This window comes from Alteribacter natronophilus, assembly GCF_006007885.1.
Lineage (GTDB): Bacteria > Bacillota > Bacilli > Bacillales > Salisediminibacteriaceae > Alteribacter > Alteribacter natronophilus.
Genome location: NZ_VCRO01000001.1, coordinates 203,191 through 217,415, shown reverse-complemented (window position 1 = coordinate 217,415; position 14,225 = coordinate 203,191). Strand labels below are relative to the sequence as shown.

The window sequence follows — 14,225 nt, the reverse complement described above, 5'->3', positions numbered from 1 at the left end:
GAAGATCAGTCATCAATGAACGATTCCTTTACTCTTTTCCAGAACGGAAACGGCCGGAAGCGGGCAAACCGCACTTTTTCCTCTGCTACACGGCACTGAATCGATTTTACGTCCTGCTGAAGAAGCGTCAGGTGATCAATCGTAACCTGGAAATCCACATCATTTTTCGGTTTCAGAAGGCACGTGTGATGCTGAGGCAGCACAAGCGGTGAACCGATCGTCCGGTAAACCCTGTTATTGATCGACGCCATCTCCGCGAGCTGAATGGAAGCGAGGGACGGGTGAAGAATCGCACCTCCGAGTGCCTTGTTATAGGCAGTTGAGCCTGAAGGTGTGGAAATGCAGAGCCCGTCTCCCCGGAACGTTTCGAAGAGTTCCCCTTTGATTTCAATGTCCATCACAAGCGATCCTTCCATACTTTTGATGGAACATTCATTCAGAGCAAGAAAACGTTCGCTTTTCCGGTCACCGTTGTGGCGGACAATCACTTCAAGAAGCGGGTATTCAACGACCTTAAACGGCGTTTTGGCAATGTGAATGACGAGCTTTTCCACTTCGTCAGGCTGCCAGTCGGCGTAGAAACCAAGGTGGCCGGTATGTACGCCGACAAAAGCTGTGTCATCCAGGCGGTGGCTGTATTCATGAAAGGCTTCCAGAAGTGTTCCATCGCCGCCGACTGATATAACTACATCAGGTTCTTCCTTGTCATGTGAGAGTTCAAATTCATGAAGGTATGTTTTCACTTTCCGGGCGATCGCATCAGACGTTTTGTCGCCGCGGGAGGTAACCGTATATTTCATCGGACATCGTCCTTTCCTTACCCGTTCGGCTTGTTGAGGGGATCTGTGGTTGATGAGATGATTTTCTGGGCTTCCCGCACTTCACCGCGGATTTGTGACATTTCTTCATCAAGGCGGAAGGCTGCTTCCGCTGCCCGGTGCAGACGCGCCTCGATTTCACGGGGTATCTGACCGGAATATTTGTACTGCAGGGAGTGCTCAATCGTCGCCCAGAAGTTCATGGCGAGCGTCCGGATCTGCAGCTCAACGAGAACCGGGTGCTCACCGTCAATCGTCTGGACCGGGTACTCAAGCACCATATGATAGGAGCGGTAGCCGCTTTCCTTTTTATGCTTAATGTAGTCGATTTCATCGACAATCCTGAAGTCATTGCGGATTTTGATCAGTTCCACGACAGTATCGATGTCACCGACAAACTGGCACATAATCCTGATACCTGCCAGGTCGGTAATGTTCCCCTCGACCTGATCGACAGGGACCCCTTTCCGCTTGGCTTTTTGCAGAATACTTGAAACCGGTTTTACACGTCCTGTGACAAATTCAATCGGGGTGTGTCTGGGAGAGTGCCGGTACTGTTCACGGATTCCTTTAAATTTTACTTTAAGCTCGTCTACTGCCTGCTTATAGGGAGCAAGCAGTTCTTCCCATTCCTTCATGTTTCATCACCACCGCCGTTGGTCTCTGTACAGCCTGGGGCTCCTTTTGTTACCGGCTGTGAAAAGCCTTTTCAACTGCTTCCATCATTTCGTCCCCGTAATTGGCATTACCTTCGATGTTATCCACCAGGTAGTCAACCTCCTGCCAGAAATCAGACAGCGTGATCCGTACTGTTTCCCTTTCGGCAGAAGAAAGTTCAAGGACAACCGGTACAGCTTCCCCTCTGACGGAACTGAGCGCTTCCCAGGAAGCATCCGGGAAGCGGATATATGTAAAGGATGATTCATCTTCTATTACGTAGATCAGTGTTTTGGCATCCGAATCAGCAAGCATGCGGCTGCCGGCTTCAAGTGTTTCAAGATCGACTTTCGATTCATCAGTTTCAGTTTTCACAATGAGCTCTTTTCCGTTCCGTTCGAGCTCGGATATGGTCCATTGTCTGGTCATCGTACATTCCTCCAAAAAACATAAATCACTTACTTACGTAAGTTTATCATAATTCGCTTCTGTACGTTAATGATACCCTTAATCCTTCAGTAAAAGCCTCATTGTCTTACGCCGGGCTGTGTGAAATAATAAAACAGGAATGTTAACTTAAAAAAGACGAGTGCACCGCCGCGGAAAGCGGGCGAATGGCACGCAGCTGCTTCCGTTTGAGTCACATAATAAATAAATACAGCAGTATTCTAATAGAGCAGGTGAAATGATGAACCAGGAAATTGAAATCGAATATAAAAATCTTCTGGATGAAAACGAATACTCCCGTTTAAAGGATACTTTCTTTACCCGGGACACTCCTTTTTCACAGACGAACCATTACTTTGATACAGAGGATTTTCTATTAAAAGAACACGGCTCCATGCTCAGAATCCGCGAAAAAAATAGTGGTTACGTTCTGACACTTAAACAGCCACACGAAAAAGGACTGCTTGAAACACACCAGAATCTTTCGGAAAACGAAGCCGATGCGGCCTTTAACGGATCAGGTATTCCGGAAGGTGACGTTCTGCATCACCTGAACAAAAGTCTGAATGTGGAAGGCAGGTTCCTCACCTATCTCGGGAGCCTTACTACGAAGAGACTTGAGACTGAGATGGATGAGGGTCTCCTTGTACTCGATGAAAGTACTTATCTTGGAGTTACAGATTATGAGCTGGAATTTGAAAGTTCTGATGAAGACCGGGGCAGAAAAGCGTTTCAGCAGCTCCTCAGGGAATTCAGCATCAAAGAACGACACACCATGAGCAAGAGCCACCGCTTTTTCAATCGCTCCCGGAATAACTAAAGGACGTGAACCTATGCCTTTTCAGATCGATCCGAATCATTACCAGTGGCAGCTTTTCAAAAGCTTCGCCTCCCGACTGGAACAGTCACTGGGGCAGACTTCCTCTTTTAAGAACCTGATGTCCCAGGCAGCTTCACCAGTACAGCCGGAAAAAGTACACGCGCCCAAGCCTGAGGGGCATTCGGGAGGCAACATTGGAGGATCGGATTATTCCTCTTTGATTGCCGCAGCCGGAGAAAAACACGGTGTCGATCCCCGGCTTATCCATGCCATCATCAAACATGAATCCGGCTTCGACCCTGAAGCAAGAAGCCACGCCGGTGCCATGGGGCTAATGCAGCTTATGCCCCGGACTGCCCAGGGTCTCGGTGTGGAAGATATTACAGATCCGGCCCAGAATATTGACGGCGGTACACGCTACATCCGTGCAATGCTGGATAAATACAACGGCAATACAGAGCTTGCCCTCGCTGCTTACAATGCCGGACCCGGTAATGTTGACAGGTACGGTGGTATTCCGCCATTTGCGGAAACACAGGCATATGTTCCAAGAGTGATGGAGACATACAGTCATTCAGTCTGAACCTTCCCCCAGGGGAAGGTTTTTCTGCGTTGCGGAAAGGGGCTGGGACATAAGGAAAGTGTTTAGATTAGAATCCGAACAAAAAGCTGATAAGCGGATGAAATATTCGCCGACTCCTGCGGGAGGAAAAGCGCAGGTGAGACCCCGCAGTGCGAAGCACGCGGAGGCTCAGCCGCTTCCCGCGGAAAGCGGCGAATATTTCAGGAGCGATTTACCTGCACCGCATATTGGCTGTTCGGATTTTCGTCTGTGAAAATACTTCTGTTCCCAGCCACTTTCTGCGTTGCGGAAATCCTTATCAGAGTCAGATTTGTTGCCCATTATTCATATGCTTGCTACAATAATCATAAATTACGGATAGCAAAAGGAGTTTGAAGATGAAGAAGGCGCGTACACCTTATGATCTAATCGGAGAACAGACACTGGACAGACTGGTTGATGCCTTCTATACAAACGTCGCGCTCGATCCGGAACTTGCCCCTCTCTTTCCTGATGACCTGACGGAGACAGCAAGAAAACAGAAACAGTTTCTGACACAGTTTCTCGGAGGTCCGCCAGCCTATTCCGAAGAGCACGGGCATCCGATGCTGCGGGCAAGGCATATGCCTTTTCCCATTACACCCTCCCGGGCAGAAGCCTGGCTCAGGTGTATGGATGAGGCCATGGACGAAACAGAACTTGAAGAGCCGTTTCGCTCTGCATTTATGGAGCGCCTGACACAGACGGCCCGCCATATGATAAATACAACGGAGTAACAACACTCCTTTACCGGAGGAGGGGGACGACATATGAAAACCAGAGAAAACAGCACCGTATGCTATGACGACTTAGGGATCTGTTGTCCGGAGGAACCAGCTTCCTTTTACATGCAGAACCAGGGAAAAAAACCCCTGGAAATATATATGTTTATCGACCCTCTCTGCCCTGAATGCTGGGCACTTGAGCCGATTATTAAAAAACTTCAGATGGAGTATTCCAGGTATTTTAAAATCCGGACTCTTCTCGGCAATCAGACAAGACGCATGCAGCCCTGCCCCGACAGAAAGAAAGCCACTCGCAACCAGCGGCAGATGGCAAAAGCCTACGATGAAACAGCTTCCCGTACAGGGATGCCGTGTGACGGGGATGTCTGGTACGAACAGACGATTTCCATGCCTTATGCAGCTTCACTGGCTGTAAAAGCCGCAGAACTTCAGGGTGGTGCAACCGGAACGAAGTACCTGCGCATTCTTCGCGAGGCTCTTTTCTGCCACAAGAAGAACATTGCAGACGAAAATGTCCTTCTTGAAGTGGCCGCAAAAGTCAAAGGGCTGGATCTGTGCGAGTTCCAGCATGATCTCCACTCTGAAAATGCGGAAAAAGCGCTTCGGGCAGATGCCTGCACTACGCGAGAAATGGACGTGAACACCCTCCCTACGCTCGTCTTTTTTAATGATGATGTAGATGAACCGGGGCTTAGTGTACCCGGCCTCTACGATTATGAAGTGTATGCAGGAATTCTGAAGGAAATGCTCGGCTACGAACCGGAAAAATGTCCGCCTATTTCCATAGAACGGTTTTTAAAGTTCTATACCCTCTGCGCATCAAAAGAAATCGCCGTTGTGTTCAACATGACGTGCGAAGAAGTGGACCGGGAGATGAAAAAGCTCCAGATTCAGCAGAAAGTCAAGTGTCTTCCGGTAAAATCCGGCAACCTCTGGCGTTATACCGGCTGATTCAGCTCTCAGCCATACAGTGAGAAAAGCTGCTCCTCCAATGAGGAAGCAGCTTTTTTTCTGTTTGTGTACGCCCGGGTATGTAATGCACTGGAGGTTTCCTGCATAAAATGAGGACAGGTACCAGCTGATGAAAAAGGAGTGTCGCAACTTGCAGTTTCAGAATGTCATAATCATGACCGGTGTCGTTCTCATACTCGCAAGCTTCTGCCTGACGTTACTGAGTCTGATGAATATCTTTCCCAAATGGGTCGCTATGCCTCTTCTTTTAGGCACCATCGTTTTTACAGCACACACGATCAACCACCGTCACCGCTTTAAAGGGTTTAACGGATGACGGATTCCCGACAGTAATGCAGAGAAACCCCTGAGGAACTTTCCGCAGGGGTCTTTTTGGTGCAGGCTGAAGCTTCACCGGTTATTTTTCTTCAAAAAGCAGTTCCTCCAGCTCGGAAAGTGTTTCCTCGAATACTTTCATTGCCTGTTCAATTGGTTCCGGGGAGGTCATATCCACCCCTGCTTTTTTCAGTACCTCAATCGGATAATCGGAGCTTCCGGCCTTAAGGAAATCAAGGTAACGGGTGACGGCCGTGTCCCCTTCCTCCTGAATCTGTTTTGCCAGCGTTGTTGCTGCACTGTATCCGGTAGCGTACTGGTAAACGTAGAAATTGTAGTAGAAGTGTGGAATCCGTGCCCACTCGAGTGCAATTTCCTCGTCCACGACAATGTTTTCCCCAAAGTACTTCTTATTGAGGTCATAGTAAATCTCAGAAAGAAGGTCAGGTGTGAGGGACTCACCATCTGCAGCTCTCTCGTGAATCAATTTTTCAAACTCAGCGAACATCGTCTGACGGAACACCGTCCCCCTGAACCCTTCGAGAAAATTATTCAGGAGATAAAGCCGCTTCTGCCTGTCATCCGTAACTTCAAGCAGGTGATCGTTTAACAGTGCTTCGTTGCACGTGGACGCCACTTCCGCCACGAATATGGAGTAGTTCGCATACGGGAACGGCTGATACTTGCGCGTGTAGTAGCTGTGTACCGAATGGCCGAATTCATGGCTGAGCGTAAACAGGTTGTTTACATTGTTCTGCCAGTTCATCAGGATATAAGGCATTGTTCCATAAGCACCGGAAGAATAGGCACCACTGCGTTTACCCACGTTTTCCTCCACGTCCACCCATCGATTTTCAAAGCCTTCCTGAACGATGCTTACATACTCATCTCCAAGAGGTTCAGCTCCCTTTTTTACAAGCTCCCTGGCTTCTTCGTAGGAAATTTCCATTTTCACATCCTTCACAAGCGGCGTGTAAAGGTCATACATGTGAAGTTCGTCCACGCCCAGTGCACGCTTGCGCACATCAACATAACGGTGAAGGAGGTGAAGATTTTTATTTACTGTGTCCACGAGCTGGTCATACACCACTTCGGGAATATGGTTTTTGCTCAGTGCCGCCTCGCGTGCAGAACTGTAGTTGCGGACACGGGCGTTAAAAAGGTTCTTTTTCACATTGCCGCCGAGCGTGCTTGCAAAAGTATTTTTATATTTTCCGTAGGTTTCATAGACAGCCTTAAATGCAGCCTCACGGACTGAACGGTCGTCACTTTCCAGAAACCGGAGATAACGGCCGTGGGTAACCTCTGTTTCCCTGCCGTTTTCGTCCTTTACTTTCGGAAATTTCATGTCGGCGTTATTAAGCATCCCGAATGTATTGGACGGTGAACTCGTCACTTCACTTACCTGGGCCAGAAGAGATTCTTCTTTTTCCGTCAGTACATGAGGACGGTTTTCGTTCAGCTCGTTGAGCATATGCTCATAAAGCTTTAAATCCTTATGCTCCTCGACGAACCCTTTCAGTTTTCCTTCGGGGATTGACAGAATTTCAGGTGTTACAAAGGAAGCTGTACTACTGACCTGGGAGACGAGCTGGGATGCCCGGTCGTTGAGCCCCTGATAAAAGGAGTTTGTTGTATCCTGGTCGTATCTCATATGGGCATATGTATAAAGGCGGCCCAGTTTCTTTGAAATTTCATCCTGGTAGCTGAGCGCTTCGTAAAGTTTGTCAGCGGAATCTCCAAGGTGCCCTTTGTATTCTTTCATTTTCGGAAGCATGTCTTTCACTTCCTGAAAACTCTCTTCCCACTTGTCATCAGTTTCAAAAATATCCTCGAGATTCCATGTCAGTTCTTCGGGAATCTCCTCTCTCTTCGGCAAAGCTGTTGTCTGTTCTGCCATACCGGCACCTCCAAATGTCATGAGTTTACTTTTTTACGGGCTTTGTTAAAGCCGCCTGTTTATTATACTTCAGATCCATCACTGGATTCGTTATGTGTGAACAGTCTTTCTGTTCATCACGGCAATCCAGGATGCATAAAAGTGCTTCTTCTCTAACTTCGCCGGTCACCACTTAATCCCTTCTTTTTTCCGAAAAAAACTTTGACAGTCGAAATAATCAGCTGTTAAACCAGTGTTCCTTCCAGTACTTTTTCATATAGTTTTGAATATGTTCATCGTCTTTAAGAAGAATATCCATCGGCTTTTCCACCGTAATATGACGTACAACTTCATATACAGTGTTTCCTGCTTTAACGAGGACGCCAAAAGAGACGAGAACATCGAGGTATTCTGTGAGCAGAAGCACGGCCATTCCCTTCCTGCCGAACGGCAGGTCCCGAATAATAAACCGCTGATGTTCTGCATGCCGCAGAAAAGAAGCTGCAAGCTGGTTCACACTGAATCTTATTCCCGGGCTGATCTCATTGATAAATCCAAGAAGTACCCATGACTGCCACAGTAAAGGCGGGGTGTGAAGAAAAAACTGCGATGGAAGTGGAATGAATGCCAGTGCGGGGAAAGTCGAAAGGTTCTTTCCAAAACTGCAGAGCAGACGGGAAATGTATTTTTCCCCGGTATTCAGCCTGCCGTTACGCCTCCGACTTCTCGCAGATGAAACTTCTTTTTTCCAGTGCACGAAGTAGTCATCCACTTCCCGGCCCGTAAGTTGAAGTCTGTCCGTTTCCGGATGAAAAAGCCGGTCTGCTGTAAGGTCGCCTGCACGTATTGGAGTAACCGGGATAAAGACTTTAAGGGGAGAGAGGAATAGAAAGGGGCCATGAAAATAAAAGGTGCCTGTTACGTAGTTCAGATAAACTGCAGAAAGACTGAGGATACTGCCGTTAGCCGGACAGGAAGCAAGAAAGCCGTCCAGGGCAGACATACGATCCACTCTGGTTTCCCGCCCTGCTGATTTGTTCTCAGTAATGCCCAGCCACCTCAGTGCGTATCCGTTCTGCTCGTATTCCGCTGTCCTTTTCCTGAACTGCTGAAATGGAATGGAAGAATGCTGAAGCTCAATCACGGCTGTGTACTCTTCTGTTTTGTAACAGAGATCGGGCCGTCTGCCGAGGTGTGGGAGAGGATATTCAATGTGGGGATTAAGGTGCTGCTCACGAAGCCAGTTATAAAGAAACCATTTTCCCTGAACATGTGCTTCCGTTTCTTTCTTCATCGAGGCCGTACATAACGGTGAGTGCAAGTGGGCAAAGTGCCAAGCTTTTTTTGTACCGAGCTTCAGTACCAGCGGTTCTCCGCATTCCGGGCAGAAGAACTGCTCGGTCAACCTGAGCTCTGTAAGCTCTTTCCTTGTCCAGGCGTCACTCAGTATAAAGGTACTTCCATCGTTTTTGACCGCTGTCAGCATAGGCATCAGTCCTCTCCATCGAATGGATTAATTATACAGTTCAGGGGAACGTACGTTCAAGCGAAACGATGGATTTCCGTCCGGACCTGCGGCAAAAAAAGAACCGCACTCTGAAATCAGTGCGATTCCCCCTGTCATTAAAGCAGTGGCGACAGCAGTCTGGAAGTTGACTCGATGAGTTTATAGAAAAACGACCTGCGGATAAAGGTTTCCTGTCTGATCACGTTTGAATGCTCCATGTCATAAACAAAGTCACTGGCAAGCGCTTCGACACTTCTCGTTTTATAAAGGAAGGCGTTGACTTCGAAATTAAGATGAAAGCTGCGCATATCCATATTCGCCGTGCCGATCGAAGCGATTTCGTTGTCGACAATGATAATTTTACTGTGCATGAAGCCCCTGTGGTATTCGTAGATTTTAACCCCCGCTTCAAGGAGCTCCGGAAAATAAGAGCGTGACGCGTGAAAAACAATCCGTTTGTCCGGTCTGCTCGGCACGAGAATCCGGACATCTATTCCACCCAGTGCCGCTATTTTTATTGCCGAGAGCATGTCCTCGTCGGGAATAAAATAGGGGCTCGCAATCCAGATTGATTTTTTAGCAGATGTGATCATTGTAAAGAACAGTTTCTTAATAACCTCCCAGCGGCTGTCCGGACCGCTGGCGATCATCTGGACCCCGCCTTCGTAATCTGCATCCGGGAGTGCAGGGCTGAGGTACCCCGGTTTAAGAGCCGTTTCCCCGGTGACATAATACCAGTCTCTGAGGAAAATAAGCTGCAGACTGCGCACCGCTTCTCCTCTCACCATAAGATGGGTATCACGCCAATGGCCGAAATAACTGCTTTTCCCCAGATATTCATCTCCAATATTCAGCCCGCCGATAAACGCGCTGTTCGAATCGACCACAATGATTTTCCGGTGATTCCGGTAATTGATCTTGTTTGTAAAGAAAGGAAGCTTAACAGGGGCAAACGGCACCATTTCCACTCCTGCGCTGTGGAGCTCCTGTATGTACCCCTTCGGCAGTTTCCAGCACCCTACAGCGTCATAAAGAAACCGCACTTCAACCCCTGCCCGGGCTTTTTTCATGAGAATGTCTTTGATCTCACGGCCGAGTCCGTCGTCACGGACAATATAGTATTCCATGTGAATGTGCTCTTCAGCTGCATTGAGAGCTCTTTTAATATAGGCGAATGTTTCCTTCCCGTCAGTGAGCACCCTGGTATCAGACTGAAACGAAATGGGATTGTTGGCAAGGCGATGGGCCAGGCGGAACAGTTTCTGCTGATTCCCGCGCATCAGGCCGAGCTGGTCTTCATCCAGGGGACGGTTTCCTTCGATTTTATAGAAGGCCTGTTCATCCATAATCGCCTTTTTGGTAAAGGATCTTCTTTTTCTGTAATTCTGACCGAACATAAGATAGAAGATAAAGCCGAGTACCGGGAAGACACCGAGTACCATAAGCCACGTCAGCGTTTTCGTCGGGTTCCGGTTTTCAAAAAAGATGACGACAGCGATAAAGAAGGCTGTCAGTGAGAAGAAAATCGATGCCCAGCCTACCAGCCAGCCTTCCCAGTATTCACGTGTCAGAAATAATCCTGCTACAACGATGGCCAGAAACAGAATAACCTGCAGTCTCTTTAACATCCGTTCTCCCTCTTCTCTTTGTCTCAACAGGAGTTTGTTCTTTTTCCATTATAACGCAAATCGGTCTCTTTCAGTATGCTGCGTCTGCCACATTCAGGAATGTAATGGAGACAAAAAAAAGAGCCGACGTACAATCGGCTCCCTTTTAATTGAATTGCCCGCTGATCACCTTCAGGGCATTGTCTCCTACGATCTCTTTTCCATACTCCCGGATCCGGTGGATCGTAATATCTGATTCATACCCGTACTCCAGCATGCGGCTGAGATGGTTATCCTGCTCTTCATCCGTAAAACGTTCGTCAAGTGTAACGTAGATATAATAGCGGCCTTCGAAATGGTAAAGACTTGTTTCGACTTCCTCGTCAAAAGCCTTGCTCAGGCTGATCACATCTTCAAAGTCGTTAAAACCGATGACAATACTGAGTGTGAGTTCCTTTTCACCGTCTTCATCCTCTGAACGGACACGGCCTTCAAGCATTTCTGCAATATTATCATCCACACTCTGCGCATCTTTTTCGTCGCCTACCGGGATCTCCAGCTTAACGTTGCCGTCATTAACCTGCCCACGGGTAACGATTACTTCCAGACCACGCTCAAGTGCATGAACCTGAACCCAGAGAGGACCATCGATTTCGAAATTTTCCTGGTCGTTCGCCTCGTTCATCATTTCGAAAAAGAGCTCTTCTCCCCGCTCGCGGTTATACCAGATCTCGTCTTTATCAAAACCACGTTTTTCAATATCTTTATATGTGATGAAAAACTTTAATGTTGTATCATTTACACGTTCGATCTCCATGTGCTGCTCACCCTTCCGATTGAGAATTGGTGCACGCCAATCTGCCTTCGCTGTTCTCATTGTTTACCCTGAATGATGTGGTTTCAATCAACCGGGCTTAACTCCATTTTAAAAGAATTACGGTTCAAATGAAATAGTCCTGCTTATATTCATCTTCTCTCTGCCTGCCGGTTCTGATTCTGGTACAAGTTGTATAAGGTATTATGAAATGAGTTTTTGAACAGGCCTGCACCGCCGGAAATTTATGATTTTAACTGATTTTATCGTTTATGAGGGGAGGAATCAACCATTGAATTCAGATTTTTTTGTCGCATTACTTACAATAATCGGAATTGATCTGATTCTGGGAGGTGACAATGCCATTGTGGTTGCCATGGCCTGCCGGAAGCTCCCTCCTCACCTCAGAAATAAAGCCATTTTTATCGGTATTCTCTTCGCCATAGCGGCAAGAGGTCTGTTAACCGTTATTGCCATTCATTTATTGTCTATACCCTATTTAATGGGGATTGGGGGCATTTTATTACTTTATATTGCCTACAGGCTGCTGACGGCCCCCGAAGAGGAGACAAATATCGCAGGCTCAACCGGGATAATCGCGGCTATAAAAACGATCGTTATTGCCGATATTGTCATGGGGTTTGACAACGTCCTTGCTGTAGCCGGGGCGGCGGACGGAAATATCATTCTCGTCATGACGGGCCTGGTCATCAGCATCCCCATCCTTATCTGGGGCAGCCGTCTTATCCTGTGGGCGATGAAAAAGGTTCCTTCCATATTATATATGGGCGCCGGAGTTTTAACGTTCACCGCCGCCGGAATGATTGTCCATGAGCCGTTTGTCTATTTCTGGCTGCTGGACCACGGCATTCCCGTTTATGCGTTTTCAGGCGCCCTTACAACAGCGATCCTGCTGGTCGGCTGGCTGAGAAATAAGGTCAGGAATGTCATCGTCATCCAGGCTTCCTGAATTTACCTTCTGAAAAGCTGCTTTCGGAAAGGTTTTTGTTTTATTCCGCTGCAGGCGGACGCTTTCCGCGGGCATCGCTTCAGCACAGGAAGATTTCCTGCTTCTTCCTCTGCCTGTTATGCTCTGAAGTCTACTGCGTCGAAGCAACTCGAAGATAACTCACGGAGTAATCGCTCGTCGCTGGAGTCATAATTAACAACAATTTATACGAACACAGCTTACTGAAAAAACACAAAGCCTTCTGCATTTGACAGAAGGCTTTTGTACTTATTCGTTTACAAGTTTTTTAGCTGCTTCCTGAAGCTGGAACGTTCTGACTTTACGCGGCAGGAAACGGCGGATTTCAGCTTCATTGTAGCCAACCTGGATGCGCTTCTCGTCCAGGATGATCGGACGGCGCAGAAGGCCGGGATGGTCACTAATCAGCTGAAACAGATCCTGAAGCGGCATATCGTTGATATCCACTTCAAGTTCCTGAAAGACCTTGGACCTTGTGGATATAATTTCATCGGTGCCGTCCTCTGTCATGCGGACCACCTCTTTAACTTCATCCACTGATAATGGTTCGGAAAAGATGTTACGTTCCACAAATTCGATATCGTGCTCCTGAAGCCACGCTTTAGCTTTTCGGCAAGAAGTGCAACTTGGCGATGTGAACAACGTTACCATGTAAACCGATTCTCCCTTCCATTCTTGTAAGTTCCATGTATAAAAAAGCACATTGTCTGCTCTCTCTTGTGTGAAGGTTACAACTCTTATTATACAATAATAATTTTAATTTGGCCATATGTTTTTGTCAAAAAAACTTATACGGACCTTATACAACGTGTATAACTTATTACGAGCAGAATTATATAGTATATACCACGTTTTGAAGGTATCTAAACACGTTCGCGACTTTTCTCGGTTTGTATGAGAAATGCTGAACAAACTAAGGTGTAAAAAAACGAAGCATTGCCGGTGTACAATAAGTGCAGCCCTTAATGAGAGCCCTTTCATTATCACTTACGTTTATGTATTCTCAACCTGCATCTACAATTATAACATGGAAAAACTGCCCCCGGGGGCCCGGGAACAGTTTTTCACTCTTTTTTAGAATTAAAGCTGCGGCAGCCGGACGTCAGGCGATCGTTTTCGACTGAGACGTAGGCTCACGCCGCGGGATCCGATTGACTTCGTTCCATTTCCGTTTTAAAAGGTCCTGCCACAACTGCTTTTTACGGTTTTTGCGACGTTTCTCTTTACCCTTCATCGAAAACTCACTCCTTTTTTTATTCCGGCCGTAAAACGGCTTATGCCTCCGGCCGAGCTTTTTCTTCCTGCTCTTCAAACGTAAATACTTTATCTGTATCTTCATACGATTCACCGTACAGTTCCTCGTCCTTATAGGTGTGAATCGTTTCGTATGTCTGTCTCATTTTATTATAGATACTTTCTTCCGTTTCGTTCGTCGGTGACCAGTACAAAATTTCCATTTCATTAATTTTCCCTGTATCAAGTGAACGTCTGCGGTAGCCGATTGACTTGGCATGTTCAAAACCTTCACGCTTGTAGAACCGCTGACGTTTTTCCGTGTCCGTATCTTCATAGTCCACAGGTTCCACTTCGAGAATGATCGGCTTATTCCTGCTTTTAAGCTTATCAAGCAGCTTTTTTCCGATTCCCATTCCCCGCGCTTTTTTTGAAACGAACAGATAGTCAATGAAGATAAAATCCTTCGCTTCCACATACATCAGCACATGGTATTCGCTTTCATCCTTTTTATAGATGTCTTTCTTTTCCTTCAGGAGAAGGTCCATGTGCTCCTTGGATTTCATTTCCTCGACCGGAAAATACTGATTGAGTTTGTCATACCAGTTCATTGTCCGTTACCTCCATCATTTCTGCTCTGCGGTGGGGCTCTGCAGAGCTTCTCTACCTATATTATATGCCAAAAAGGCCAAATGACAAAATACGAGGAGCGGCGGTAAGGTAATAAACAATGTGGTACTTCCAACTAAGAGGCGTACACAGGCAGATAGGTAAGAAAAGCGCTTGCATCCTCCTGATTTCGTATACCTGTGATCAGACTA

General features: G+C 47.1%; 16 protein-coding genes. 6 read left to right on the top strand and 10 right to left on the bottom strand.

Going from position 1 to position 14,225, the window contains the following annotated elements:
• Positions 1 to 5 precede the first annotated feature (5 nt).
• Genes FGB90_RS01120 through FGB90_RS01110 form a run of 3 tightly spaced genes read right to left on the bottom strand, consistent with a single transcriptional unit; the run spans position 6 to position 1,904 of the window.
• Entirely contained in the window at positions 6 to 800 is a 795-nt protein-coding gene (locus tag FGB90_RS01120; protein ID WP_138808732.1) for an NAD kinase, read from the bottom strand.
• A gap of 17 nt (positions 801 to 817) precedes the next feature.
• Complete coding sequence (gene yjbM / locus FGB90_RS01115) at positions 818 to 1,456, bottom strand: GTP diphosphokinase (protein WP_138808731.1); 639 nt, start codon at positions 1,454 to 1,456, stop codon at positions 818 to 820.
• Positions 1,457 to 1,505: 49 nt separating this feature from the next.
• Positions 1,506 to 1,904, bottom strand: coding sequence for a UPF0738 family protein (locus FGB90_RS01110; RefSeq protein WP_138808730.1), 399 nt, complete (start codon positions 1,902 to 1,904; stop codon positions 1,506 to 1,508).
• Positions 1,905 to 2,160: 256 nt separating this feature from the next.
• Between FGB90_RS01110 and FGB90_RS01105 the strand changes: the two genes are divergently transcribed.
• From FGB90_RS01105 to FGB90_RS01085, 5 genes are all read left to right on the top strand, one after another.
• The gene (locus FGB90_RS01105; RefSeq protein WP_438502666.1) at positions 2,161 to 2,742 is read left to right on the top strand and encodes a CYTH domain-containing protein; all 582 of its coding nucleotides are present in this window, start codon (positions 2,161 to 2,163) and stop codon (positions 2,740 to 2,742) included.
• A 13-nt stretch (positions 2,743 to 2,755) separates the two neighbouring features.
• A complete protein-coding gene (locus FGB90_RS01100; protein ID WP_138808729.1) occupies positions 2,756 to 3,325 on the top strand; it encodes a lytic transglycosylase domain-containing protein in 570 nt (189 codons plus the stop codon).
• Between the two features lie 377 nt (positions 3,326 to 3,702).
• Positions 3,703 to 4,080, top strand: a complete 378-nt coding sequence (locus tag FGB90_RS01095) for a globin domain-containing protein (RefSeq protein WP_138808728.1) — start codon at positions 3,703 to 3,705, stop codon at positions 4,078 to 4,080.
• Between the two features lie 33 nt (positions 4,081 to 4,113).
• Complete coding sequence (locus tag FGB90_RS01090) at positions 4,114 to 5,040, top strand: ClpXP adapter SpxH family protein (RefSeq protein ID WP_138808727.1); 927 nt, start codon at positions 4,114 to 4,116, stop codon at positions 5,038 to 5,040.
• 151 nt (positions 5,041 to 5,191) lie between these two features.
• Entirely contained in the window at positions 5,192 to 5,377 is a 186-nt protein-coding gene (locus FGB90_RS01085) for a hypothetical protein (RefSeq protein ID WP_138808726.1), read from the top strand.
• Positions 5,378 to 5,458: 81 nt separating this feature from the next.
• On the opposite strand, the gene pepF is transcribed toward FGB90_RS01085, so the two are convergent.
• From pepF to mecA, 4 genes are all read right to left on the bottom strand, one after another.
• Positions 5,459 to 7,276, bottom strand: coding sequence for an oligoendopeptidase F (gene pepF, locus FGB90_RS01080; protein WP_138808725.1), 1,818 nt, complete (start codon positions 7,274 to 7,276; stop codon positions 5,459 to 5,461).
• A 217-nt stretch (positions 7,277 to 7,493) separates the two neighbouring features.
• Positions 7,494 to 8,747, bottom strand: coding sequence for a competence protein CoiA (locus FGB90_RS01075; protein WP_138808724.1), 1,254 nt, complete (start codon positions 8,745 to 8,747; stop codon positions 7,494 to 7,496).
• A gap of 131 nt (positions 8,748 to 8,878) precedes the next feature.
• Entirely contained in the window at positions 8,879 to 10,390 is a 1,512-nt protein-coding gene (gene cls, locus FGB90_RS01070) for a cardiolipin synthase (RefSeq protein ID WP_138808723.1), read from the bottom strand.
• Between the two features lie 145 nt (positions 10,391 to 10,535).
• Positions 10,536 to 11,186, bottom strand: coding sequence for an adaptor protein MecA (gene mecA / locus FGB90_RS01065; RefSeq protein ID WP_138808722.1), 651 nt, complete (start codon positions 11,184 to 11,186; stop codon positions 10,536 to 10,538).
• Positions 11,187 to 11,475: 289 nt separating this feature from the next.
• Here mecA and FGB90_RS01060 point away from each other — a divergent pair, with 289 nt between their 5' ends.
• The gene (locus FGB90_RS01060) at positions 11,476 to 12,153 is read left to right on the top strand and encodes a TerC family protein (RefSeq protein ID WP_246056001.1); all 678 of its coding nucleotides are present in this window, start codon (positions 11,476 to 11,478) and stop codon (positions 12,151 to 12,153) included.
• A 267-nt stretch (positions 12,154 to 12,420) separates the two neighbouring features.
• Here the strand turns inward: FGB90_RS01060 and spxA are convergent, their stop codons facing one another.
• From spxA to FGB90_RS01050, 3 genes are all read right to left on the bottom strand, one after another.
• Entirely contained in the window at positions 12,421 to 12,822 is a 402-nt protein-coding gene (gene spxA, locus FGB90_RS01055) for a transcriptional regulator SpxA (RefSeq protein ID WP_138808720.1), read from the bottom strand.
• A gap of 451 nt (positions 12,823 to 13,273) precedes the next feature.
• Positions 13,274 to 13,405 carry a hypothetical protein gene (locus FGB90_RS20045; RefSeq protein WP_268877395.1) on the bottom strand — a complete coding sequence of 44 codons (132 nt, stop codon included), beginning with the start codon at positions 13,403 to 13,405 and terminating at the stop codon, positions 13,274 to 13,276.
• A gap of 40 nt (positions 13,406 to 13,445) precedes the next feature.
• Complete coding sequence (locus FGB90_RS01050) at positions 13,446 to 14,015, bottom strand: GNAT family N-acetyltransferase (protein WP_138808719.1); 570 nt, start codon at positions 14,013 to 14,015, stop codon at positions 13,446 to 13,448.
• Between the last annotated feature and the right edge of the window lie 210 nt (positions 14,016 to 14,225).